Genomic DNA, 21162 nt, shown 5'->3' on the forward strand with positions numbered 1-21162 from the left:
TGAATATGTCTGTAACCGCAATTCGTGACGGAATCATTAATCAGCATGAACAGGACGCGCGGCTCGAAACCGCGATGTTACCGTCATCCTGCCCGCAAAACCATGCGGCAAACCTGCTGCCGCTGCCGGACGGCTCCCTGATGTGCGTCTGGTTCGGCGGTACCCAGGAAGGCGTTGCCGACATCTCCGTTTGGGGATCGCGTCTGCTGCCCGGGAGCCGCCAGTGGAGCGATGCGGTCAAATTGTCTGATGACGCCAGCCGTTCCGAGCAAAACCCGGTGCTGTTTCTGGCGCCGGATAACGTGCTATGGCTGCTGTGGACCGCGCAGATCTCCGGCAACCAGGATACCGCCATCGTGCGCTATCGCCAGTCAACGGATCTGGGTCAAACCTGGGGCGAGATTGCCACCCTGCTCGATAAGCCCGGCACCTTTATTCGCCAGCCGATCACCGTCCTCGACAACGGCAACTGGCTGCTGCCGGTCTTCTACTGCCGCACTCAACCGGGTGAAAAATGGGTTGGCAACGACGATATCAGCGCCGTCAAAATCTCCTCCGATTGCGGCAAAACCTGGCGCGACGTCGAAGTCCCGCAAAGCCTGGGCTGCGTACATATGAACATCACCGCGCTGCCGGGCGGCACGCTGGTTGCGCTGTTCCGCAGCCGTTGGGCCGACAATATCTACTACAGTCAGTCCGTCGATAACGGCGAAAGCTGGTCAGTGCCGGAACCGACTGAACTGCCCAATAACAACTCATCTATTCAGGTGACTACCCTCGCCAGCGGCGAACTGGCGCTGGTCTTTAACCACATGAGCGCCGCCGGCGCGCGGGAACGCCGGGCATCGCTTTACGACGAAATCGACGATGGCGATAACAGCCGTAAAGAGCCGGAAGTGACCAGCGGGCGTTCGGCCTTCTGGGGAGCGCCGCGCGCGCCGATGACCGTAGCCATCTCCGCCGACGGCGGTAAAACCTGGCCATGGCAGCGCAACCTCGATGAAGGCGACGGCTACTGCATGACCAATAACTCGCTGGATAAGCGCAATCGCGAGTTCTCCTACCCGAGTATCAAACAAGGGGCGGACGGCACGCTGCACATTGCCTACACCTGGTTCCGCCAGGCGATTAAATACGTGCACGTTTCGCCCGAGTGGGTGAAGGAGTCCGCACGATGATCGTCGGCAACCTTAACGCCCTGCCGCTGGCAGGGCTTCCCCCGGCGCTGCGGCAGATCCTCTCCCTTCCGCAAGCCACGCTAGCGGCGCTGAGCGGCAGGCCGGACGGCCGCTGGCAGCCGGAAAACTGTCGCTGGTATTGCAATATCGGCGAAGCGCATACCCAGCCGACCGCCCAGCGGCACACCGAATATCACCATCAGTGGGCCGATATTCAGGTGATGCTGGCGGGCTGCGAGGTGATTAACGCCGGAATGCTCTGCGTCGCGCAGGATAGCGATGAAGAGCGCAAACCGGATCTGTTTATCGCCCGCGATAGCCCGTTGCCGGTATCCATCACCCTGTATCCCGGTGATTTTGCGATATTTCTGCCCGGCGAACCCCATCAGGCGCTGTGCGCGGTAGACGTGCCGTCAACGGTACGCAAAGCCGTATTTAAAGTGCCGAGCGACATGCTGGAAGGGTAAATAAGAAGGAGAAATAACAATGACAATGGAAATGATTCTGGCGCTGGGCATTCTGGTGCTAATGATAGTTCTTATTATGTCAGACAAAATGGCGTTTGGCGCACCGCCGCTGCTCGCCTGTCTGCTATTGGTTGTGACAGGGCTCTCCAACGTTCAGCAGGCCTTTGCCGGGTTTGTTAACTCAAGCGTCATTATGATCGCCGGCTTTATGGTGGTGATGGCGGCGCTGCAGAAAACGCGGCTGATCGGTAACGTAAAATCGGCGATGGTTAATCTGGTAAATAAAGGCAGCTATAAAAGCTACGCGCTGCTACTGGTGATTGTCATGATTGGCGCCAGCCTGGCGGGTACCGGTTCAACCGGCTACTACGTGCTGATTCTGTCACTGGTTTCGACCATCCCCTACAGCAAGAAGCTGCCGACCTCAAAGCTGATGATGCCGCTGGGATTCGCCACCAATCATCCTCTGTTCCCGGTTAACGTCGCGCTGCTGTTTGGCGTCACCGCCACGGTACTGCAAACCGCCGGTTTCAACGAGGAGATTTCAATGGTGAAATTTGCTCTGGTCAATCTGGTGATGTCGCTGGCCTTTTTGGCCTGGTGCCTGGTTGCGTATCGCTTTTTACCCGATCACCCGATCGCCGATGCCTCCGAGGAAGCGATGGCGGTACGCGAAGAGGAAGCCGTGGTGCTGCCCGCGTGGAAAGAGTATTGCACCGTTGGCGCCTTTGCGTTCAGCGTCGTGGGTATGATGCTGATGAATCAGTTAGGCAATATCGCCTATGTCGTACCGGGTCTCGCCGCCGCCTTCGTGATGATGATTAACGTTGTCGACTTCAAAGAGGTTCGCGATCATATGGGCGCGCCGGTTATCCTGATGATGGCTGGGGTGATCGGCGTTGCCGATGCGCTGGCAGGCACGGGCTTCACGGCAATGGTCGGCGATGCGGTGGCGGGCGTGCTCGGCGCAAACGTATCGCCCTTCGTGTTTATTTTTATCTTTGCGCTACTGACCAGCACCTGCTCAACCTTTACCGGGTCGAACATGGGCTCGGTGTATATCTTCGCGCCGATCGCGATCGCCGCCTGTACCAGCCTCGGCCTCAACCCTACCGCAGCCGCGATTGCGGTGGTCATTTCTGGCTGGAACGGTGGCTATATGCCGATTGACGGTATGCCGGCAATGATTCTGGGAATGGGGAAATATAAATTACCGGAATTCTGGATATTCTCGGTGCCGATGTACTTAATACGGATTCTGGCACTGTGCGTCGGCGCGATTGTGATATTCCCGATGTAGTTTTCTCTTCAATCTGTTCTGGTCTGACCCGATAGTGGCTCTGGTTTTTCGTGGAGTACGCAGGAGACGTTTGCCCAACACGCGGGGATGGATAAGGGATCGGCAGGTTTATTGCCGATCCCTTTTTATTTTTCGTACTCGCCTGACGTTATTTCACGTAGCGTGATTACGCCATTTAAATAGGTTACCGCCTGGCCGCTCATTAATACCCGCTCGCCCTTTAGCTCGCAGCGAATATCACCGCCGCGCGCGGAAACCTGCCGCGCCAGCATCCGGGTTTTGCCCAGCTTCGCACGCCAGTAGGGGATCAACATGGTATGCGCAGAACCGGTTACCGGATCTTCCCACACCGCTTCTCCCGGGGAGAAAAAGCGGCTGACGAAGTCATATTCGCCGCTGCCTGCGGCGGTAACGGTAACTTTATGCTCACCCGGGATCATCGCGGTAATATTCGGCCGCAGGGCTTCTAGCAGGTCGCGAGAGGCCAGCTCGATAAGCCATGCGCGTCCCTTACGCGCGTGCAGATAGCTATCAATACCCAGCGCGGAGAGCATCGCGGCGGGCGGCTCACCCTCCTGCGTTTCTCCCGCCGGGAAATCCAGCGTCAGCCACTCGCCTTCACGGCTCACGGTCAGGCGACCGGAAGCGGTCGCGAAGTGAATGACCGCGTCAGGATAATCCAGGTGATGAAATATCACGTGCGCGCTGGCAAGCGTAGCGTGGCCGCAGAGATTGACCTCGTTGCGGGTGGTAAACCAGCGAAGCGCAAAACCATCGCTTTCTGGCACCACGAACGCGGTTTCCGACTGGTTGTGCTGCTGCGCCATGTTGAGCAGCAGCGCATCCGGCAGCCACTCTTTAAGCAGGCATACCGCCGCCGGATTGCCGGCAAAAGGCTGGTCGCTGAAAGCCGCCACCAGATAAAAAGGGATTTCCTTCACCCGGCCTCCTTAACGCAGCGTAATCGTGCCGATTAAATAGGTCGTCGCCTGACCGCCGATCAGAACCCGCTCGCCCCGCCACTGGCAGCGCAGATCGCCGCCGCGGGCCGAAACCTGCCGCGCCTGCATCTCCGTTTTGCCGAGCTTTTCGCCCCAGTAGGGAATCAGCATGCTGTGGGTCGAACCGGTCACCGGATCTTCCGCCACCGCCTCGCCCGGGCAGAAGAAACGACTGACAAAGTCATACTCTTCATCCGCCGCGCTGATACAGATCATTTTACCGAGGCGCTGGAGTCTCTGCATATCCGGGCGCACGGCTTCCACCTGCTGGCGGTTGGCCAGAATCACCAGATAATCGCGCGCCACGCGTATCTCCTGCGCTTCGCGCAGTCCGAGCCCGGCCAGCAGTTCCGCAGGCGGCTGCTCAACGGCGGTCGTCGCCCAGGCCGGGAAATCCAGGGTCAGCCAGTCGCCGCTGCGCGTGACGCGAAGCTCGCCAACAAAACGGGTGCTAAAGACAATCGTTGATGACGGGTGATCGAAATATTCAAAAATCACGTGCGATGCCGCCAGCGTCGCATGGCCGCAAAGGTTGATCTCATCCAGCGTGGTAAACCAGCGCAGCTCGTATCCTTCATCGGTGCGGACGAAAAACGCCGTCTCCGACTGATTATGCTGTTGCGCCATTTTCAGCAACGTTTCGTCCGGCAGCCATTCGGTGAGCGGGCAAACCGCCGCTGCGTTGCCGCCAAAGCTATGGTCGCTGAACGCATCGACCAGATAAAAATTAATTTCCTGCATCGTTCGGTCCCTTCATCTTCTTTACTTATCGATAACATGACATAAACGGGATAATTGCACACCTTTTATAAGAAAATTAATCCGTTAGGTTCAGGTATTTCCTTCAAACAAAAATGAGACTCAGATCACAAAATGGTTGTGTTTTAGGCAGCGATCGTTTTAAGATCGTGCCACTTCTTTCCTCTTTGTAACCAGCCCTGAACTTATGATGACAAATACGGTTTCACGCAAGGTCGCGTGGCTGCGCGTAGTCACGCTTGCGATTGCGGCATTTATTTTTAATACCACCGAATTTGCGCCCGTTGGCCTGCTGTCGGACATTGCTGACAGCTTCGGCATGGAAACGGCGCAGGTGGGGATTATGCTGACGATCTACGCCTGGGTCGTCGCGCTGATGTCGCTGCCCTTTATGCTGTTGACCAGCAAGATGGAGCGCCGTCGTCTGCTGGTTGGCCTGTTTATTCTGTTTATCGCCAGCCACGTGCTGTCGTTCCTGGCATGGAACTTTAACGTGCTGGTGATCAGCCGTATCGGTATCGCTTTTGCCCACGCGGTATTCTGGTCGATTACTTCAGCGCTGGCGATTCGTATGGCGCCAGCCGGTAAACGGGCGCAGGCGCTGAGCCTGATTGCTACCGGTACCGCGTTGGCGATGGTTTTCGGTATCCCGATCGGCCGTATCGTCGGGCAGTACTTTGGCTGGCGCACCACCTTCCTGGTTATTGGCCTGGGAGCGCTGATCACCATGGTATGCCTGATCAAGCTGCTGCCCAGGCTGCCGAGCGAGCATTCAGGTTCGCTGAAAAGCCTACCGGTGCTGTTCCGCCGCCCTGCGCTGCTGAGTATTTATTTACTGACGGTGATTGTGGTGACCGCGCACTATACCGCCTATAGCTATATTGAACCGTTCGTTCAGACGGTCGCCGGCCTGAGCGGCAACTTCGCGACCGTGCTGCTGCTGACGCTGGGCGGCGCGGGTATCGTCGGCAGCATTCTGTTTGGTAAGCTCGGCAACCTGCATGCTTCCGGATTAATCAATGCGGCGATTGGCCTGCTGCTGGCGTGTCTGCTACTGCTGCTGCCCGCCTCGCACAACGCTAACCACCTGATGCTGCTGAGCGTCTTCTGGGGCGTGGCGATCATGATTATCGGGCTTGGTATGCAGGTTAAAGTGCTGGCGCTGGCGCCGGATGCAACCGACGTGGCGATGTCGCTGTTTTCGGGGATCTTTAATATCGGCATCGGCGCTGGCGCGCTGGTGGGCAGTCAGGTCAGTACCCATCTGTCGATGGCGTCGATTGGCTATGTCGGCGCGATCCCGGCCGTCGTCGCGTTAATGTGGGCGGTGATGATTTTCCGCCGCTGGCCGATCTCGCTGGACGACCATCAGCCGCATCACTCCTGATCGTTCGACTAAAAAAAGCCTGCCGGTTGCAAAACGGCAGGCTTTTTTATTTTTCCTGTCGATGCAAAGTCGTCAGGCGTGATAGGTCGAAATAATCTCCAACACGCCGTTGATGATGAATTGCACGCCCATACAGACCAGCAGGAAGCCCATCAGGCGGGAAATCGCCTCGATACCGCCCTTCCCGACCAGACGCATAATCGCTCCGGAGCTGCGCAGGCAGCCCCACAGAATAATGCCGACTAGCGCAAAAGTAATCGGCGGCGCCGCCAGCACAACCCACTCCGGGAAGTTTGCGCCGTGCTTCACCGTCGACGCCGAGCTGATAATCATCGCGATCGTCCCCGGCCCTGCGGTGCTCGGCATCGCCAGGGGAACGAAGGCAATATTGGCCGTCGGTTCATCTTCGAGCTCTTCCGATTTGAGCTTAGCTTCCATCGAATCATGGGCCTTTTGCTGCGGAAACAGCATCCGGAAGCCGATAAAGGCGACAATCAGCCCCCCGGCGATACGCAGTCCGGGAATCGATATGCCAAAGGTGTTCATCACCACCTGCCCGGCGTACCACGCGACCATCAGGATAGCGAACACGTAGACCGAGGCCATCAGCGACTGCCGGTTACGCTCGGCGTTATTCATGTTTCCGGCCAGGCCAAGGAACAGCGCCACGGTAGTCAGCGGGTTTGCCAGCGGTAGGATCACAACCAGTCCCAGGCCTATCGCTTTAAAAAGATCCATCATAGTGAGTTAAAGTCCTGTAAATATTGGATTATCAAAAAATGACGCGCGCCGAGTATAGCGTCGGTTGTCAGAGTAGCGCGAGTTCCCGGCAGAATGTATCCATCATGCAATAAATCATAAGACAACCGCGCCAAATAGAGTGACCTGCATCACAACTATCCGTTTTAGCAAATCGTGGCATCGGCTTATTCATCAGGTTGACTTATATTTGCCTAGGCAATAATATCTCCCGCAACTAAGTCATTGCCTGGGCAACCATCGTGAAAAGTACAAGCGACCTGTTTAACGAAATGATCCCCCTCGGACGCTTGATCCAGATGGTTAACCAGAAAAAAGATCGCCTGCTCAACGACTACCTCTCACCGATGGATATTACGTCCACCCAGTTTCGGGTGCTCTGTTCCATTCGTTGCGAAGTGTGTATTACCCCCGTTGAGCTGAAAACCGTCCTTTCCGTCGATCCGGGCGCCATGACGCGCATGCTTGACCGCCTGGTCTGTAAAGGCTGGATTGAACGGTTACCCAACCCGACTGACAAGCGTGGCGTACTGGTGCAGCTAACGCCAGACGGCGCAGCCCTTTGTGAGCAGTGTCATCAGGTTGTGGGTCAGAAATTGCACCAGGAACTAACAAAAAATCTGTCGACGGATGAAGTGGCCACTCTTGAGTGCCTGCTCAAAAAAGTTCTGTCGTAATAAGAAGAGGTAAGATGATGTCCAGACGCAATAACGACGCCATCACTATCCATAGTATTTTGTCGTGGATCGAGGATAACCTGGAATCGCCCCTGTCGCTGGAGAAGGTTTCAGAGCGCTCAGGTTACTCCAAGTGGCACCTGCAAAGAATGTTCAAGAAAGAGACCGGTCACTCGCTGGGACAATATATCCGCAGCCGTAAGCTGACCGAGATTGCGCAGAAGCTGAAGCAGAGCAACGAGCCTATCTTATACCTGGCCGAGCGCTATGGCTTTGAGTCGCAGCAAACGCTGACGCGGACTTTCAAAAACTATTTCGATGTTCCGCCGCACCAGTATCGTATTACTAACGTGCCGGGCGAGTCGCGCTACCTGCTCCCGTTGAACAACTGTTGTTAACCGCCTGCAAAAAAGACGTATTGAGGAAATCATGAAACTATTCGCTTCCGCCGCCATCGTGCTATTGGCGCTGGTCTCCAGCCAGAGTTATGCGGAGCAGACCACCACTCCGGTTCGCCACAACAACCGGGATGCGATGATTATTCCTTCCGAGCATAATGATTCGCCTTTTGATTTCAATCACATGGCTTCGGGCAGTGATAAATCAGATGAACTGGGCGTACCCTATTACAACCAGCAAGGCCTGTAAAATCCCTTTAGCCCCGTCACCGGGGCTTTTTTTTATCCTCTCGCCATTCCAGGACGCACGATCCGCAGGCCGAAAACGTTGATATACAGCCCGGCCATAATGAGCACGGCCCCCAGCAGTTGCAGGCTATTCAGCGTTTCGCCGAGCAGCAAGGCGGCGCTGGCCATTCCCACCACCGGCACCAGCAGCGACAGCGGCGCTACGCGCCAGGTCTCATAGCGACCGAGCAGCGAACCCCAGATCCCATAGCCGACAATCGTCGCAACAAACGCCAGATACAGTAGCGACAGAATCGTTACCCCATCGATATGCAACAGGCTTGCCGCCATGATCTGCGGACCATCGAGAAGCCAGGAGGCCAGCATAAAAGGCAGCACCGGGATCAGCGCGCTCCACACGACTAAAGACATAATCGGCGGCCGGCTCGCATGGGACATGATTTTTTTATTGAAGATGTTGCCGCAGGCCCAGCTCAGCGCCGCCGCCAGGGTCAGCAAAAAGCCCACCAGCGGAACATGCTGTCCGCCGAGGCTGGCCTCGACCAGCACCAGGACGCCGAAAATCGCCAGTGCGATACCTGCCAGCTGTTTCGCCTGCAAACGCTCGCCGAAGATAAACGCGCCAAGAATAATGGTAAAAAAGGCCTGCGCCTGCAGCACCAGCGAGGCCAGCCCGGCAGGCATACCGAGGCTAATCGCGCAGAACAGAAACGCAAACTGGCCAAAGCTAATAGTCAGACCGTAGCCCAGCAGCAGAGTGAGCGGAATTTTTGGCCGCGCGACGAAGAGCAGCGCCGGGAAAGCCACCAGCAAAAAACGCAGCCCGGCAAGCATCAGCGGCGGCATATTATGCAGCCCCAGCTTAATCACCACGAAATTCAGCCCCCATACCACCACCACCAGTAATGCCAGCAGCCCGTCTTTTCGCGTCATACCCTGCCTCGGTTGTTATTGGATTTTTTGTGAACAAAATCAAACTACAGAATAATTCGTCCGCCGCCTAGATCATTATTTTCGGTAGGTCGCTGGCGTGCTTTTCATCACCGATGGGAACTATACAAGCGTCGGTTAGCATGCTATTTGTGATCGGGACAACAAAAATAACATCACTTCAGGCAAGGAAAAAATGATACCGACACTCAGGCGCTCAACGGCGGCGCTGCTGGCTTCGTCGTTGCTGTTAACGATTGGCCGCGGCGCAACGTTACCTTTTATGACGATCTACCTCACCCGGCAGTACCAGCTGGAAGTGGATAAAATCGGCTATGCGCTGTCGAGCGCGCTGATCGTCGGGGTACTGTTCAGCATGGGGTTTGGCATTCTCGCCGATAAGTTCGATAAAAAGCGCTATATGACTCTCGCCGTGCTGGCGTTTATTGGCGGTTTCATCGCTATTCCGCTGGTCAATAGCGTCGCGCTGGTAGTGTTTTTCTTCGCGCTGATTAACTGCGCCTACTCGGTATTCTCCACCGTCCTGAAAGCGTGGTTCGCCGACGTGCTGTCGCCGGAAAAGAAGGCGCAGATTTTTTCTCTTAACTACACCTTTCTTAATATTGGCTGGACCGTTGGACCGCCGATCGGCACTCTGCTGGTGATGTACAGCATTAACCTGCCGTTCTGGCTGGCAGCGGGCTGCGCCGCGCTGCCGCTGGTGTTTATTCAGCTGTTTGTCCAGCGCACCAGCGCCGCGATTGCTGAGGATAATGCGGTCCAGTGGTCGCCTTCGGTGCTGCTGCGCGATCGTGCGCTACTGTGGTTTACGCTCTCCGGCCTGCTGGCGTCATTCGTCGGCGGCTCTTTCGCTTCCTGTATTTCCCAGTATGTGCTGGTGGTAGCGGACAGCGATTTTGCTGAAAAAGTGGTTGCCGTGGTACTGCCGGTCAACGCCGCCGTCGTGGTGGCGCTGCAGTACGCGGTCGGCCGTCGCCTCACCGCGCGTAATATTCGCCCGCTGATGACCTTTGGTACGGTCTGTTTTGTACTCGGACTGGGCGGTTTTGTTATTTCCGATAATAGCCTGCTGCTGTGGGGCCTCTCTGCCGCCGTCTTTACGCTCGGTGAAGTGATCTACGCGCCGGGTGAATATATGCTGATCGATAACATTGCTCCGCCGGGCATGAAGGCCAGCTACTTTTCCGCCCAGTCGCTGGGCTGGCTGGGAGCGGCTTTTAACCCGATGCTGACCGGGACAATTCTGACCCATCTGCCGCACTGGTCGCTGTTTGCAATATTGATGTTCGCTATTATTGCCGCCTGGCTGATGATTTTCCGTGGGATGAACGTACGCCCGTGGAACGGTAGTGCGGTCGCCCGCGCCTGAGCCCAGGCGCCGTGCGGCTGTCAGGTTGCTGTCGCCCCCCTGTCGGGTTTCGATCGTGGTTGCCGACAGCCTGCTCAATAATACTCCATCTCAGGTTTTTCACCCGGAGAGAGTCACGATGAACAGTAGCAATCAGGTTAAACAATTACGTTTACAGCGCGCCTGGTCCCAGGAGCAGCTCGCCGAGCTGGCGGGCGTGAGCGTGCGGACCATTCAGCGCATTGAGAACGGTGACCGCCCCGGTCTGGAGACCCTTAGCGCGCTTGCGGCAGTCTTTGAAGTTAACGTCGCCGAGATTAGCGGCGATTCGCCGGAAGGCCATGACGAATCGCTGGATTTACGCATTGAGGAAGCCAAAGCGCGTGTCGAACGCGAAAGCCGTTTTTACCGTTCACTGACCGTGGCGGTCGTGGTTTGCATCCTGCTGGCGGTGCTGAACTGGCTGACCGGCGCGGACAGCTACTGGTCCGCATGGGTGGCGATCATCTGGGGGGCGCTGCTGGCGGTAAAAGGATTACGCCTGTTTGTGTTTGGCGAATGGATCAAAAACTGGCGTCAGGCGCGGCTGCAGCGGCTGCTGCGAAAGTAACCTACTGAGCGATGGTGCGCGCTTCTCCCGGGGGCGGCGCAAAGCGCCTTGCCCGGGCTACGGGCCAGCAGACGGCTGTATACCTGTAGCCCGGCTAAGCGCAGCGCGAGCCGGGGAGAGATTTCCATCCGGGAAAGGCCTATATGGTAACCATCCCGCGGACGCCTTCGGCTTCCATATCGCTGCCGCTGCCCTGTTGGATAATCGCCCCGCGCGACATCACCAGGTAGCGGTCCGCCAGCCCGGCGGCGAAATCGTAGAACTGCTCGACCAGCAGGATCGCCATATCACCGCGATTCGCCAGCTGGCGGATAACTTCGCCAATCTCCTTGATGACCGACGGCTGAATACCTTCCGTCGGTTCGTCAAGAATCAGCAGCTGCGGGCGGCTGGCCAGCGCGCGGCCAATGGCCAGCTGCTGCTGTTGCCCGCCGGAAAGATCGCCCCCGCGCCGCTGCTTCATGCTTTTCAGCACCGGAAACAGCTGATAAATCTCTTCCGGCACCGCGCGCGCGTCGCGGGCGGGAAAGCGGGACAGCCCCATCAGCAGATTCTCCTCAACCGTCAGGCGTGGAAAAATCTCCCGCCCTTGGGGCACGTAGGCGATCCCCGACTGCACCCGCTGGTGCGGTTTACGGTGGGTGATATTCTTCTCCTGCCACAGCACCTCGCCGCTGCGCGCCGGGATCAGCCCCATCAGGCACTTCAGCAAAGTGGTTTTCCCCACCCCGTTGCGTCCGAGCAGGCAGGTGACCTCCCCCTGACGCGCGGCAAAATCGACGCCGCGCAGAATATGGCTGCCGCCATAATATTGATGTAGTTGATTAACCTGTAGCATCCGCGCTCCTTAGCGTCCGAGATAAACTTCAATTACCTGTTCGTTGGCCTGCACCTCGCGCAGCGATCCTTCCGCCAGCACCTGTCCCTGATGCAGCACCGTCACCCGGTCGGCGATGGTCTCGACAAAGCCCATATCATGCTCAACCACCATCAGCGAATGCTGACCGGCAAGGGTGCGGAACAGCTCGGCCGTATACTCCGTTTCTGCATCGGTCATCCCGGCTGCGGGCTCGTCCAGCAGCAGCAGATGCGGCTCCTGCACCAGCAGCATGCCGATCTCAAGAAACTGCTTTTGCCCGTGCGACAGCAGCCCCGCCGGCCGATGGCGTTCGCCCTCCAGGCGCAGCAGGCGCAGGGTTTCGCTGATTCGGTCGGCCTGCTCGCTGTTCAGGCGCGCCCGCAGGCTGGCCCACACCGATTTATCACCTTTCATTGCCAGTTCGAGATTCTCTGCCACCGTCAGCGCCTCAAAGACCGTCGGTTTCTGGAACTTGCGTCCGATCCCCTGCCGGGCGATGGCGATGGGATCGAGGGTCGTTAAGTCCACCGACTGATCGTAAAGCGCCCTGCCGCTCTGCGGCCGGGTTTTGCCGGTGATGACGTCCATCAGGGTGGTTTTACCGGCGCCGTTCGGCCCAATCACGCAGCGCAGTTCGCCGACGCCAATCTGCAGCGACAGGTCGGTCAGCGCCTGAAAACCGTCAAAGCTGACGTTAATCTTTTCCAGCTGCAGCACCGGATCGGTCTGCTCACGAAAACGGTCCGTCGGCAGCTGGCGGGTAAAGAGCTCTTCATCCGGTTGCATCAGCGATCTCCTTTACGCAGCAGGCCGATAACGCCACGCGGTAAAAACAACGTCACGATAATAAAAATCAGCCCCAGAAACAGCTGCCAGTACTCCGGCATCGCCATGGTAAAGTAGCTCTTCGCGCCGTTGACCAGCCCTGCGCCAAGCACCGGGCCGATTAGGGTTCCACGACCGCCCAGCGCCACCCAGATGGCCGCTTCGATAGAGTTGGTTGGCGACATTTCGCTGGGGTTGATGATCCCGACCTGCGGCACGTACAGCGCCCCTGCCAGGCCGCACAGCACGGCAGAAAGCGTCCAGACCAGCAGCTTAAATCCGCGCGGGTCGTAGCCGCAGAACATCAGGCGGTTTTCAGCATCGCGCACCGCCGTCAGCACGCGGCCAAATTTGCTTTGCGCCAGCAAATAGCCAATCCACAGAGTGAGCAACAGCAGCAGCACCGTCGCCATAAACAGCGCCGCCCGGGTACCAATGGCGGTGACGGGGAAACCGAGCAGCGTGGTAAAGCCGGTAAAGCCGTTATTACCGCCAAAGCCGGTTTCGTTGCGGAAAAAAAGCAGCATTCCGGCGTAGGTCAACGCCTGGGTCATGATCGAAAAATAGACGCCTTTGATTTTCGAGCGAAAGGCAAACCAGCCAAACACCAGCGCCAGCAGACCGGGCACCAGCACCACCAGCAGCATCGCCCAGGCAAAATGCTGGGTGCCCCACCAGAACCACGGCAGCTCGCTCCACGATAAAAACGACATAAAGGCCGGTAGTCCGTCGCCCGCCGCCTGGCGCATAAGATACATGCCCATGGCGTAGCCGCCGAGGGCAAAAAAGATCCCATGGCCAAGCGAGAGCATCCCGGCATAGCCCCAGACTAAATCCAGCGCGACAGCGACAATAGCGTAGCAGAGGATCTTACCGGTCAGCGTCAGCAGCCAGGCGGAAACCGCCAGCGGATGCGTAGCAGGCAGCAGCGCCAGAAACGGCATACTCAGCAGGCCCAACAGCAGCAGAATGCCGATCCACCGCAGCGGGCGCGGCGCTTTGCGCGCCAGCGTTAAGGTAACAGGTTGGCTCATCAGTCAATAACCCTCCCTTTGAGGGCGAACAGTCCCTGAGGACGTTTCTGGATAAACAGGATAATCAGTACCAGTATCAGGATTTTGCCCAGCACGGCCCCCATTTGCGGCTCAAGGATTTTGTTAAAGATGCCAAGACCAAGCGCCGCCGCCACGCTGCCGGCCAGTTGACCGACGCCGCCGAGCACCACCACGAGGAAGGAGTCGATAATGTAGCCCTGGCCCAGCTCTGGCCCGACGTTGCCGAGCTGCGATAGCGCAACGCCGCCCAGTCCGGCAATACCGGAGCCGAGACCAAATGCCAGCATATCGACCCGGCCGGTAGGGACGCCGCAGCAGGCCGCCATCGCGCGGTTCTGCGTCACCGCCCGCACGTTCATCCCGAGGCGGGTTTTGTTCAGCGTCAACCAGGTGAAGAGCAGCACCAGCAGCACAAAGGCCAGTACCGCCAGACGGTTCCACGGCAGGATAAGATTCGGCAGAACCTGCACGCCGCCGGAAAGCCACGCCGGATTGGCGACCTCGACGTTCTGCGCACCAAACAGCATCCGCACCAGCTGGATCAGCATCAGGCTGATCCCCCAGGTGGCCAGCAGCGTCTCCAGCGGGCGACCGTAGAGATGACGGATCACGGTGCGCTCCAGCGCCATGCCGATCCCGCCGGCAATCAGAAACGCCACCGGCAGCGCAATCAGCGGATAGAAGGCCAGCCACTGCGGGGCCAGCTGCGCCAGCGCCTGCTGAACCAGCCAGCAGCTGTAGGCGCCAATCATCAGCATTTCGCCGTGGGCCATGTTGATGACCCCCAGCAGTCCGTAGGTGATCGCCAGGCCGAGCGCGGCGAGCAGCAGGACAGAGCCGAGGGAGAGGCCCATAAACGCCTGTCCGAGCAGATCGCCCAGCAGCAGGCGGTGCTGGATTTTGCTCAGGCTCTCCTGCGCCGCCGCGCGGATCGCCGGGTCTGGCTCATGCCGGGCGTCGGTATAAGGCGTCAGCAGCGCCTGGGTTTCCGGGTCGCCTGAGTGACCGAGCCGTTCAATGGCCGCCAGCCTTTGCGCAGGCTGCGGACTGGTTAGCTGCAGACGAGCAAGCGCAATTTCCAGCAGCGATTTGACCGCGCCGTCGGTTTCCGCCGTCAGGCGCTGCTGTAACAGGCCCGCCATTTCTGGCGTCGCTTCGCGCTGGAGGGTTTTTGCCGCAGAGGCCCTTTCCGTGACGTTGTCACTGACCAGCTGATGCGTGGCCAGCGCCCCTGCCGCGAGGTTACGCAGACGATTGGTCAGGCGTACCGGTTTTATTGTTCCTTCGGGAGCCGCAACCGCACCCAGCGTCAGTAGCTTATCACCCTGCTTGCTGAACGCATGACCGCGACTGTCCGATTGTAATGTCTCGCTTTTCAGCGCCCTTAGCAGCGGTAAACGCGGCGCTGCAGGCGCGACGGCCCACTGCTCAAGCAGCAGCGCCTGTTGGCTGCGGGTGGCTGCCACGAAATCGTCGGCGTCGGCTGCCTGCGCCCGCCACGGCATCAATACCAGCAGCAGCGCAAAATAACTCATAAGGCGCAATGGGTTCATGGTGGTCCTCCTTACCCGGGAAATCGGGCCGTGCCCGAACGACAGAATCCGTCACCCCGGCTTAGCGCCGGGGTTCAACGTTTAGTTACTGGCGCTTTTTACCGGGTGATCCGGTTTTTTATCGTTCCCGGCAATCCACGGGCTCCACGGCTGGGCGCGAACGGGCGCTTCAGTCTGCCAGACCACGTTAAACTGGCCGTTGCTTTCGATTTCGCCGATCATGACCGGTTTATGCAGGTGATGGTTGGTCGCATCCATCGTCAGGGTGAAGCCCGACGGCGCTTTAAAGGTCTGACCGGCCATGGCTTCCCGAACTTTATCGACATCGGTGGTCCCCGCTTTGGTTACCGCCTGGGCCCACATATGCAGACCGACCCAGGTTGCTTCCATCGGATCGTTGGTGACCACACTATCCGCGTTCGGCAGCTTATGCGCTTTGGCCCAGGCGCGATAATCGGCGACAAACTGTTTGTTGGTAGGGTTATCCACGGATTCGAAGTAGTTCCACGCCGCGAGATTGCCCACCAGCGGTTTGGTATCAATCCCGCGCAGCTCCTCTTCACCCACCGAGAAGGCCACTACCGGAACATCGGTCGCTTTTAGCCCCTGGTTAGCCAGCTCTTTATAGAACGGAACGTTGGAATCACCGTTGATCGTGGAAACCACCGCCGTTTTACCGCCGGCGGAAAACTTCTTAATGTTGGCGACGATGGTCTGGTAATCGCTATAGCCGAACGGGGTATAGACCTCTTCGATGTCTTTATCCTGAATGCCTTTGGCGTGCAGGAACGCGCGGAGAATTTTGTTGGTGGTGCGCGGATAAACGTAGTCGGTACCCAGCAGGAAGAAGCGCTTCGCCCCGCCGCCGTCTTCGCTCAGCAGATATTCCACCGCCGGGATAGCCTGCTGATTTGGCGCTGCGCCGGTGTAGAAGACGTTCGGCGACATCTCCTCGCCTTCATACTGTACCGGGTAGAAAAGCAGGCCGTTCAGCTCTTCAAATACCGGCAGAACCGATTTGCGCGACACCGAGGTCCAGCAGCCGAACACCGCCGCGACCTTATCCTGCGTAAGCAGCTGACGCGCCTTTTCCGCAAACAGCGGCCAGTTTGAGGCCGGGTCAACGACCACCGGCTCCAGCTTTTTACCCAGCACGCCCCCTTTGGCGTTAATGTCGTCGATCGCCATCAGGGCGACCTCTTTAAGCGGGGTTTCGGAAATCGCCATCGTCCCTGAGAGCGAATGCATAATCCCGACTTTGATGGTGTCGGCGGCGTATACCTGCAAGGAGAAGCCCATGCTGATAACAGAGGCGGAGAGAGCAAAAGCTTTTAATAGTGTTCGACGCTGCATGTGTGTCACTCCTGAATAGCGCAAAAACAAAAATGAATTAACGACTAACCGGAAGTGATAAGGCAAAAACAATGCCAGCTTTTGCAGGGGCGTGAAAGCGTGATGAACCAGACGGGAAAAGCGAAGCGACGGGCAGCGTTGCCTTAAAATAGTGCAACGCTGCGCTATAAAAGCGTTACCAGACCTGAGCGGCGATACCGGTGACCAGACGGACCTTGTCCCACTGCTGGGCTTCCGTCAGCGAGTTCCCCTCTTCGGTAGAGGCAAAACCGCATTGCGGGCTAAGGCAAATTTGCTCCAGCGGGACGTACTGCGCCGCCTCCCGCAAACGCGCCTTCACGCCTTCCGGGTTTTCCAGCTCGCCATTTTTAGTGGTGATCAGGCCCAGCACCACCTGCTGATGGCCAGGGCGGATAAAGCGCAGCGGCGCGAAGTCGCCGGAACGGTCGTTATCGTACTCCAGGAAGAAGGCATCGATGTTCACTCCACCGAACAGCACTTCGGCAACCGGCTCGTACCCGCCCTCGGATATCCAGGTTGAACGGAAGTTACCGCGGCATACGTGCAGACCAACGGTCAGATCCTGCGGTTTTCCCTCGAGGGCCTGATTCAGCACGCGGGCATAGATGCGCGCCAGCTCATCGGGATCTTCGCCGCGATCGCGTATCTGCTGGCGCTGTTCATCGGAGCACAGATAGGCCCAGACGGTGTCATCAAGCTGTAAATAGCGGCAGCCCGCATCGTAGAAGGCGCGGATGGCATCGCGCCAGGTGGTCGCCAGATCGTCGAAATAGTCAGCGAGGTCCGGATAAACCGTCGCGTCAATATCTTTGCGCCCGCCGCGGAAGTGTAAAACGCTTGGGCTGGGGATGGTCATTTTCGGCTGCGCGCTGCCGCTGATGCTCTTCAGATAGCGAAAATCCTCCAGCATCGGGTGATCGCCAAAGGCCAGTTTACCGGTGACGCGTACCCCGTGCGCTTTGGTTTGTACCCCGTTGAACTGGATACCCTTTTCGGAATCGTAGCGTTCGACGCCCTGCAAACCGTCAAAGAAATCAAAGTGCCACCACGCGCGGCGGAACTCACCGTCGGTCACCACGTGCAGCCCACACTCGCACTGCTGCTGCACCAGATGACGAATAGCTTCATTTTCTATCTGCCGTAGCTGCTGCGCGTCAATAGCGCCTGCAGCCAGCTGTTGGCGAGCCTGTTTGATGGCGTCCGGACGTAAAAAACTGCCGACGATATCTGCGCGGAACGGGGCCTGATGACGTTGCATGGTGTCTCCTTAGCGGCGGGCAAGGTTAATTGCCCGCCGTGATAGTTCATTATTTGAATATTTAGACTTCTGGATGTCTATATGTCCAGATACTGTCATGCAGACGATTCATCGGCAAACGAGAATAATTCATGGCACATGAAATAAATTCATTTTGCGAAAGGTAGCCCTTCATCTTCCCAGCCTGTCAGGCCGCCGAGCATCATTTTTACCGGACGTCCCAGCAGCGCCAGCTTCATGGCGGCAACATCTGCTCCGTTGCAATGCGGCCCGGCGCAGTAAACCACAAACAGCGTATCCTCAGGCCACTGCGCCATTCGGGTTGCATCAATTTGTCGGTGCGGTAAATGCAGGGCCCCCGGCAGATGACGACGGGCAAAGGTTTCCTCACTGCCGACGACATGTAGCAGAACAAAATCCACGTCTTCTTCGCGCATCGCGCTGTAGACATCGGCGCAGTCAGTTTCGAGGCTTAGCTTATGACGAAACCAGGCGGCGGCATCGGTAGAGCTGGCGGGGGTAATCGCGGTTACAACACTCATGGCATCTTCTCCTTGTCTGTGGTACCACTACTTTAATTAACCGCCTGCACGACATCTGCCGATAACCATGACTGAAAACGCTGAAATCATGACAACCCCATCCGTGACGTTGTCACGCCACCGGGTGGTTGCCCTCGCCTACGATGGCCTGTGTACCTTTGAATTTGGCGTCGCGGTAGAGATCTTCGGCCTGCCGCGTCCGGAAATGGGCGAGCGCTGGTATCGTTTCGCCGTGGCCGCGGTGGATGAAGGCGAGCTGCGGGCAACCGGCGGGATACGTCTGATGACCGACGGCGGCATGTCGTTGTTAAGCGAAGCGGACACGATCGTAGTGCCCGGCTGGCGCAGTATCGATTCCCCTGTGCCGCCTGACCTGTGCCAGGCATTGGTTGCCGCCTATGCGCGGGGCTGCCGGATAATTTCGATCTGCTCCGGGGTGTTCGTTCTGGCCGCTGCCGGGTTGCTTAACGGCCGCCAGGCGACCACCCACTGGCGCTACACCGATCAGCTGCGGGCGCGTTTTCCGCTGATTGAAGTCATTGATGACGTGCTGTACGTCGGCGCTGAGGGCGTGATGACCTCCGCAGGCAGCGCCGCAGGAATCGATTTATGTCTGCATCTGGTGCGCGAGGACTTCGGTATTGATGCGGCGAATATTGTCGCGCGGCGTTTAGTGGTGTCCCCCCATCGCGACGGCGGACAGGCGCAGCAGATTGTTCGGCCGGTAGCCAAAGCGCGAGAAAGCCAGCGACTCGGACTATTATTCGATTTTCTGCACCAGAATCTCGCCGCCAACCATACCGTGGCATCGCTGGCGGAAAGAGCCGGTATGGGCTCACGGACCTTTTTACGCCGTTTTGAAGACGCTACCGGTAAAACCCCTGCCCGCTGGCTGCTTGATGAGCGACTGCTGCGCGCGACCCAGCATTTAACCCACAGCCGCCTGAGCGTTGAGCAGATTGCCGAGCTTTGCGGTTTCGCGAATGCCAGCACCCTGCGCCATCACTTCCGCCAGCAGTATGCGCTTAGCCCGTTGCAGTATCGAAAGACAATGCAGAGTGAAACAAACCGAGCGTAATTTATCAGCGATATTGTCGCTCGGAGGAATGTGGTAAGTGATTGTTTTGCTGGCTCTGTTACTTCACGTGTCATCTTAGATACGCGCATATCGCTAGTGCGAGACACTGGGCCGTCAATTCATATTCTATGGCCAGTGAACGATAAGCCTGGCCGGAAAAATCGTGCCGGCATATTGATACCGGCCGAAAGCGACTACGCGGTTATTCATTCAAAGGCAATGTGAAAACCACCGCAATTGTCGTCGTCTTTTATCGATATAAATCAGTCTGCGGAGATGAGCTTAAAAGAAATAAACCGCCCGAAATATAAGGCGGTTTTTTGAATATCCAGACAGCCGTTATTTAATGACATCCGGGTCTTCAGGGACTACCGGATCGTTTACGTCCGGACTTTCAGGTAAATCTTCGTCAGGTAAAGGGTCAGTACCCGGTAGCGGTTCAGTAATATCTGGGCGTTCTACCATAATGCCTCCTAAACAACGTGTGAAAGGGCTATTTGCTTTTGTTCGGTTTCTGGCTGCCTTTATCATCTTCAGGCATTTTTTTCGGCTGTTTTGGCTGGTCTTTTTCTGAATTTACAGTTGAAGATTTCATAGGAAACTCCATTATCATATGTAGCGTTGTGCTACTCGTTAACTATAGTGCAGAATGAATTATAGCTAAGGAGTTATTGAGTAAATCGCTATTCAATGAGGTAATTTTTAATATGAGTATTGATATCGTTAAAGATTATTTAAAAAGTATTTTTTTACCGCTTGTGCTTGTTAATTACCAATTTCCTGCTGCTCTGTGTGGTTTCGCCAATGGCTGTATCCTGCGCCATCAATTCCGCCAGCAGTAGATGCTTAGCCCGTTGCAGCATCAAAAGAGTATACAGCCTGACCGATATGCGGCTTTTTGGTCCGTGAAATAGTCACTATCGGCAATTTGTTAAGCATTTGTTTAGATTGCGCAAGTTAAGATATGTTCAACAACCGTAAACCTGTTCAATGAGGACAATTTAGCGCATAGCAAAACTAATGGAGGTTAATCATGCTGGGAAATATGCATGTATTTATGGCAGTTCTGGGAACCATTCTGTTCTTTGGATTTCTTGCCGCGTATCTAAGCCACAAATGGGATGACTGATGAACGACGATAATCCCCACCCGTAAACGCCCCCTGCTGCTGATGCACCAGGGGGCGTTTTTGTTAGCGTGATTTTTCTTGGTAAAGCTATTTAACCTCTGGCCCGTGCCATTCAAGTTTATTTCTCATTTCCTCCGGAACCAAAGAGAACAGAGAAGAAATTCTCTTCAATTGATGCTCGTATAAGAAACTTTTCTTTTCACTACAGTCCTCATAGTACCAGCGAGCATTTTTATTTAAAAAGCAAATATCTAAATCATTAAAATCATCATACTTCAACAGTAAGTAAAATTCATGTATAAGCTGAGATTCATAATATACAGACCTATCCCTTGCTTTAAAAAAAGCACCATGAGTGGACACGCTTCTTATTTGCAACAAACTCCCTTGAAGGATATCTAAGTA

The 21162-nt window shown here is 56.7% G+C and carries 24 protein-coding genes; 12 read left to right on the forward strand and 12 right to left on the reverse strand.

Features of this window, described 5'->3' with window-relative positions; genetic code table 11:
* Positions 1 to 5 precede the first annotated feature (5 nt).
* Genes ACSIPU_RS02360 through ACSIPU_RS02370 form a run of 3 tightly spaced genes read left to right on the forward strand, consistent with a single transcriptional unit; the run spans position 6 to position 2945 of the window.
* Complete coding sequence (locus ACSIPU_RS02360; RefSeq protein WP_004102339.1) at positions 6 to 1178, forward strand: sialidase family protein; 1173 nt, start codon at positions 6 to 8, stop codon at positions 1176 to 1178.
* Positions 1175 to 1645, forward strand: coding sequence for a YhcH/YjgK/YiaL family protein (locus tag ACSIPU_RS02365; protein WP_004102341.1), 471 nt, complete (start codon positions 1175 to 1177; stop codon positions 1643 to 1645). The genes ACSIPU_RS02360 and ACSIPU_RS02365 overlap by 4 nt, the downstream gene beginning before the upstream one ends.
* Before the next feature lie 19 nt (positions 1646 to 1664).
* Positions 1665 to 2945, forward strand: a complete 1281-nt coding sequence (locus ACSIPU_RS02370; protein WP_004113290.1) for an SLC13 family permease — start codon at positions 1665 to 1667, stop codon at positions 2943 to 2945.
* Between the two features lie 125 nt (positions 2946 to 3070).
* On the opposite strand, the gene ACSIPU_RS02375 is transcribed toward ACSIPU_RS02370, so the two are convergent.
* Both ACSIPU_RS02375 and ACSIPU_RS02380 read right to left on the reverse strand, forming a co-directional pair.
* Positions 3071 to 3886 carry a PhzF family phenazine biosynthesis protein gene (locus tag ACSIPU_RS02375; RefSeq protein WP_024274231.1) on the reverse strand — a complete coding sequence of 272 codons (816 nt, stop codon included), beginning with the start codon at positions 3884 to 3886 and terminating at the stop codon, positions 3071 to 3073.
* A 9-nt stretch (positions 3887 to 3895) separates the two neighbouring features.
* Positions 3896 to 4687 (reverse strand): PhzF family phenazine biosynthesis protein, encoded by a 792-nt coding sequence (locus ACSIPU_RS02380; RefSeq protein WP_004102346.1) that lies wholly within the window; start codon positions 4685 to 4687, stop codon positions 3896 to 3898.
* 205 nt (positions 4688 to 4892) lie between these two features.
* On the opposite strand from ACSIPU_RS02380, the gene ACSIPU_RS02385 reads away from it, so the two are divergent.
* Complete coding sequence (locus tag ACSIPU_RS02385; protein WP_023321061.1) at positions 4893 to 6092, forward strand: sugar transporter; 1200 nt, start codon at positions 4893 to 4895, stop codon at positions 6090 to 6092.
* 72 nt (positions 6093 to 6164) lie between these two features.
* Here ACSIPU_RS02385 and ACSIPU_RS02390 read toward each other — a convergent pair whose 3' ends face one another.
* Positions 6165 to 6833, reverse strand: coding sequence for a MarC family NAAT transporter (locus ACSIPU_RS02390; RefSeq protein WP_004102348.1), 669 nt, complete (start codon positions 6831 to 6833; stop codon positions 6165 to 6167).
* A gap of 260 nt (positions 6834 to 7093) precedes the next feature.
* On the opposite strand from ACSIPU_RS02390, the gene marR reads away from it, so the two are divergent.
* From marR to marB, 3 genes are read left to right on the forward strand one after another with little or no spacing between them, the layout of a single operon-like run.
* A complete protein-coding gene (marR, locus tag ACSIPU_RS02395) occupies positions 7094 to 7528 on the forward strand; it encodes a multiple antibiotic resistance transcriptional regulator MarR (RefSeq protein WP_004102349.1) in 435 nt (144 codons plus the stop codon).
* Positions 7529 to 7545: 17 nt separating this feature from the next.
* A complete protein-coding gene (marA, locus tag ACSIPU_RS02400) occupies positions 7546 to 7926 on the forward strand; it encodes an MDR efflux pump AcrAB transcriptional activator MarA (RefSeq protein ID WP_004102351.1) in 381 nt (126 codons plus the stop codon).
* A gap of 31 nt (positions 7927 to 7957) precedes the next feature.
* The gene (gene marB, locus ACSIPU_RS02405) at positions 7958 to 8176 is read left to right on the forward strand and encodes a multiple antibiotic resistance protein MarB (RefSeq protein ID WP_004102353.1); all 219 of its coding nucleotides are present in this window, start codon (positions 7958 to 7960) and stop codon (positions 8174 to 8176) included.
* 32 nt (positions 8177 to 8208) lie between these two features.
* On the opposite strand, the gene eamA is transcribed toward marB, so the two are convergent.
* Positions 8209 to 9108 carry an O-acetylserine/cysteine exporter gene (gene eamA, locus ACSIPU_RS02410; protein ID WP_024274232.1) on the reverse strand — a complete coding sequence of 300 codons (900 nt, stop codon included), beginning with the start codon at positions 9106 to 9108 and terminating at the stop codon, positions 8209 to 8211.
* Positions 9109 to 9301: 193 nt separating this feature from the next.
* Between eamA and ydeE the strand changes: the two genes are divergently transcribed.
* A complete protein-coding gene (gene ydeE, locus ACSIPU_RS02415; RefSeq protein WP_024274233.1) occupies positions 9302 to 10495 on the forward strand; it encodes an efflux MFS transporter YdeE in 1194 nt (397 codons plus the stop codon).
* A gap of 118 nt (positions 10496 to 10613) precedes the next feature.
* Positions 10614 to 11084 carry a helix-turn-helix domain-containing protein gene (locus ACSIPU_RS02420; protein WP_023321063.1) on the forward strand — a complete coding sequence of 157 codons (471 nt, stop codon included), beginning with the start codon at positions 10614 to 10616 and terminating at the stop codon, positions 11082 to 11084.
* A gap of 139 nt (positions 11085 to 11223) precedes the next feature.
* Here the strand turns inward: ACSIPU_RS02420 and urtE are convergent, their stop codons facing one another.
* From urtE to ACSIPU_RS02455, 7 genes are all read right to left on the reverse strand, one after another.
* Complete coding sequence (gene urtE / locus ACSIPU_RS02425) at positions 11224 to 11922, reverse strand: urea ABC transporter ATP-binding subunit UrtE (RefSeq protein WP_004102361.1); 699 nt, start codon at positions 11920 to 11922, stop codon at positions 11224 to 11226.
* Between the two features lie 9 nt (positions 11923 to 11931).
* The gene (gene urtD / locus ACSIPU_RS02430) at positions 11932 to 12729 is read right to left on the reverse strand and encodes an urea ABC transporter ATP-binding protein UrtD (RefSeq protein WP_024274234.1); all 798 of its coding nucleotides are present in this window, start codon (positions 12727 to 12729) and stop codon (positions 11932 to 11934) included.
* Positions 12729 to 13802: an urea ABC transporter permease subunit UrtC gene (gene urtC, locus ACSIPU_RS02435; RefSeq protein WP_004102363.1), complete on the reverse strand. Its 1074-nt coding sequence runs from the start codon at positions 13800 to 13802 to the stop codon at positions 12729 to 12731. Before urtC ends, urtD begins: the two co-directional genes overlap by 1 nt.
* Positions 13802 to 15376 carry an urea ABC transporter permease subunit UrtB gene (gene urtB / locus ACSIPU_RS02440; RefSeq protein ID WP_435321554.1) on the reverse strand — a complete coding sequence of 525 codons (1575 nt, stop codon included), beginning with the start codon at positions 15374 to 15376 and terminating at the stop codon, positions 13802 to 13804. The genes urtC and urtB overlap by 1 nt, the downstream gene beginning before the upstream one ends.
* An 81-nt stretch (positions 15377 to 15457) precedes the next feature.
* The gene (urtA, locus tag ACSIPU_RS02445; RefSeq protein ID WP_004102365.1) at positions 15458 to 16729 is read right to left on the reverse strand and encodes an urea ABC transporter substrate-binding protein; all 1272 of its coding nucleotides are present in this window, start codon (positions 16727 to 16729) and stop codon (positions 15458 to 15460) included.
* Between the two features lie 175 nt (positions 16730 to 16904).
* Positions 16905 to 18008, reverse strand: coding sequence for a cobalamin-independent methionine synthase II family protein (locus ACSIPU_RS02450; protein WP_024274235.1), 1104 nt, complete (start codon positions 18006 to 18008; stop codon positions 16905 to 16907).
* Between the two features lie 149 nt (positions 18009 to 18157).
* Positions 18158 to 18550 (reverse strand): rhodanese-like domain-containing protein, encoded by a 393-nt coding sequence (locus tag ACSIPU_RS02455; RefSeq protein ID WP_004102369.1) that lies wholly within the window; start codon positions 18548 to 18550, stop codon positions 18158 to 18160.
* Between the two features lie 67 nt (positions 18551 to 18617).
* On the opposite strand from ACSIPU_RS02455, the gene ftrA reads away from it, so the two are divergent.
* Entirely contained in the window at positions 18618 to 19628 is a 1011-nt protein-coding gene (gene ftrA / locus ACSIPU_RS02460) for a transcriptional regulator FtrA (RefSeq protein ID WP_017145801.1), read from the forward strand.
* 339 nt (positions 19629 to 19967) lie between these two features.
* Here the strand turns inward: ftrA and ACSIPU_RS02465 are convergent, their stop codons facing one another.
* Complete coding sequence (locus ACSIPU_RS02465; protein WP_004102372.1) at positions 19968 to 20093, reverse strand: hypothetical protein; 126 nt, start codon at positions 20091 to 20093, stop codon at positions 19968 to 19970.
* Positions 20094 to 20335: 242 nt separating this feature from the next.
* On the opposite strand from ACSIPU_RS02465, the gene ACSIPU_RS02470 reads away from it, so the two are divergent.
* Both ACSIPU_RS02470 and mgtS read left to right on the forward strand, forming a co-directional pair.
* The gene (locus ACSIPU_RS02470; RefSeq protein ID WP_254925826.1) at positions 20336 to 20470 is read left to right on the forward strand and encodes a hypothetical protein; all 135 of its coding nucleotides are present in this window, start codon (positions 20336 to 20338) and stop codon (positions 20468 to 20470) included.
* A 191-nt stretch (positions 20471 to 20661) separates the two neighbouring features.
* The gene (mgtS, locus tag ACSIPU_RS02475) at positions 20662 to 20757 is read left to right on the forward strand and encodes a protein MgtS (protein WP_004102377.1); all 96 of its coding nucleotides are present in this window, start codon (positions 20662 to 20664) and stop codon (positions 20755 to 20757) included.
* Positions 20758 to 21162: the final 405 nt, after the last annotated feature.

This window comes from Klebsiella sp. HN106, assembly GCF_051209435.1.
In the GTDB taxonomy this organism is placed as follows: Bacteria; Pseudomonadota; Gammaproteobacteria; order Enterobacterales; family Enterobacteriaceae; genus Klebsiella; species Klebsiella oxytoca.

Excerpts from the sequence above, each read along its gene's own strand:
- ACSIPU_RS02360 (WP_004102339.1), top strand. The coding sequence starts at position 6 with ATGTCTGTAACCGCAATTCGTGACGGAATCATTAATCAGCATGAACAG.
- ACSIPU_RS02365 (WP_004102341.1), top strand. The coding sequence starts at position 1,175 with ATGATCGTCGGCAACCTTAACGCCCTGCCGCTGGCAGGGCTTCCCCCG.
- ACSIPU_RS02370 (WP_004113290.1), top strand. The coding sequence starts at position 1,665 with ATGACAATGGAAATGATTCTGGCGCTGGGCATTCTGGTGCTAATGATA.
- ACSIPU_RS02380 (WP_004102346.1), bottom strand. The coding sequence starts at position 4,687 with ATGCAGGAAATTAATTTTTATCTGGTCGATGCGTTCAGCGACCATAGC.
- ACSIPU_RS02385 (WP_023321061.1), top strand. The coding sequence starts at position 4,893 with ATGATGACAAATACGGTTTCACGCAAGGTCGCGTGGCTGCGCGTAGTC.
- ACSIPU_RS02390 (WP_004102348.1), bottom strand. The coding sequence starts at position 6,833 with ATGATGGATCTTTTTAAAGCGATAGGCCTGGGACTGGTTGTGATCCTA.
- marA (WP_004102351.1), top strand. The coding sequence starts at position 7,546 with ATGTCCAGACGCAATAACGACGCCATCACTATCCATAGTATTTTGTCG.
- marB (WP_004102353.1), top strand. The coding sequence starts at position 7,958 with ATGAAACTATTCGCTTCCGCCGCCATCGTGCTATTGGCGCTGGTCTCC.
- eamA (WP_024274232.1), bottom strand. The coding sequence starts at position 9,108 with ATGACGCGAAAAGACGGGCTGCTGGCATTACTGGTGGTGGTGGTATGG.
- ydeE (WP_024274233.1), top strand. The coding sequence starts at position 9,302 with ATGATACCGACACTCAGGCGCTCAACGGCGGCGCTGCTGGCTTCGTCG.
- ACSIPU_RS02420 (WP_023321063.1), top strand. The coding sequence starts at position 10,614 with ATGAACAGTAGCAATCAGGTTAAACAATTACGTTTACAGCGCGCCTGG.
- urtE (WP_004102361.1), bottom strand. The coding sequence starts at position 11,922 with ATGCTACAGGTTAATCAACTACATCAATATTATGGCGGCAGCCATATT.
- urtD (WP_024274234.1), bottom strand. The coding sequence starts at position 12,729 with ATGCAACCGGATGAAGAGCTCTTTACCCGCCAGCTGCCGACGGACCGT.
- urtC (WP_004102363.1), bottom strand. The coding sequence starts at position 13,802 with ATGAGCCAACCTGTTACCTTAACGCTGGCGCGCAAAGCGCCGCGCCCG.
- urtB (WP_435321554.1), bottom strand. The coding sequence starts at position 15,376 with ATGAACCCATTGCGCCTTATGAGTTATTTTGCGCTGCTGCTGGTATTG.
- urtA (WP_004102365.1), bottom strand. The coding sequence starts at position 16,729 with ATGCAGCGTCGAACACTATTAAAAGCTTTTGCTCTCTCCGCCTCTGTT.
- ACSIPU_RS02450 (WP_024274235.1), bottom strand. The coding sequence starts at position 18,008 with ATGCAACGTCATCAGGCCCCGTTCCGCGCAGATATCGTCGGCAGTTTT.
- ACSIPU_RS02455 (WP_004102369.1), bottom strand. The coding sequence starts at position 18,550 with ATGAGTGTTGTAACCGCGATTACCCCCGCCAGCTCTACCGATGCCGCC.
- ftrA (WP_017145801.1), top strand. The coding sequence starts at position 18,618 with ATGACTGAAAACGCTGAAATCATGACAACCCCATCCGTGACGTTGTCA.
- ACSIPU_RS02465 (WP_004102372.1), bottom strand. The coding sequence starts at position 20,093 with ATGGTAGAACGCCCAGATATTACTGAACCGCTACCGGGTACTGACCCT.
- ACSIPU_RS02470 (WP_254925826.1), top strand. The coding sequence starts at position 20,336 with ATGAGTATTGATATCGTTAAAGATTATTTAAAAAGTATTTTTTTACCG.
- mgtS (WP_004102377.1), top strand. The coding sequence starts at position 20,662 with ATGCTGGGAAATATGCATGTATTTATGGCAGTTCTGGGAACCATTCTG.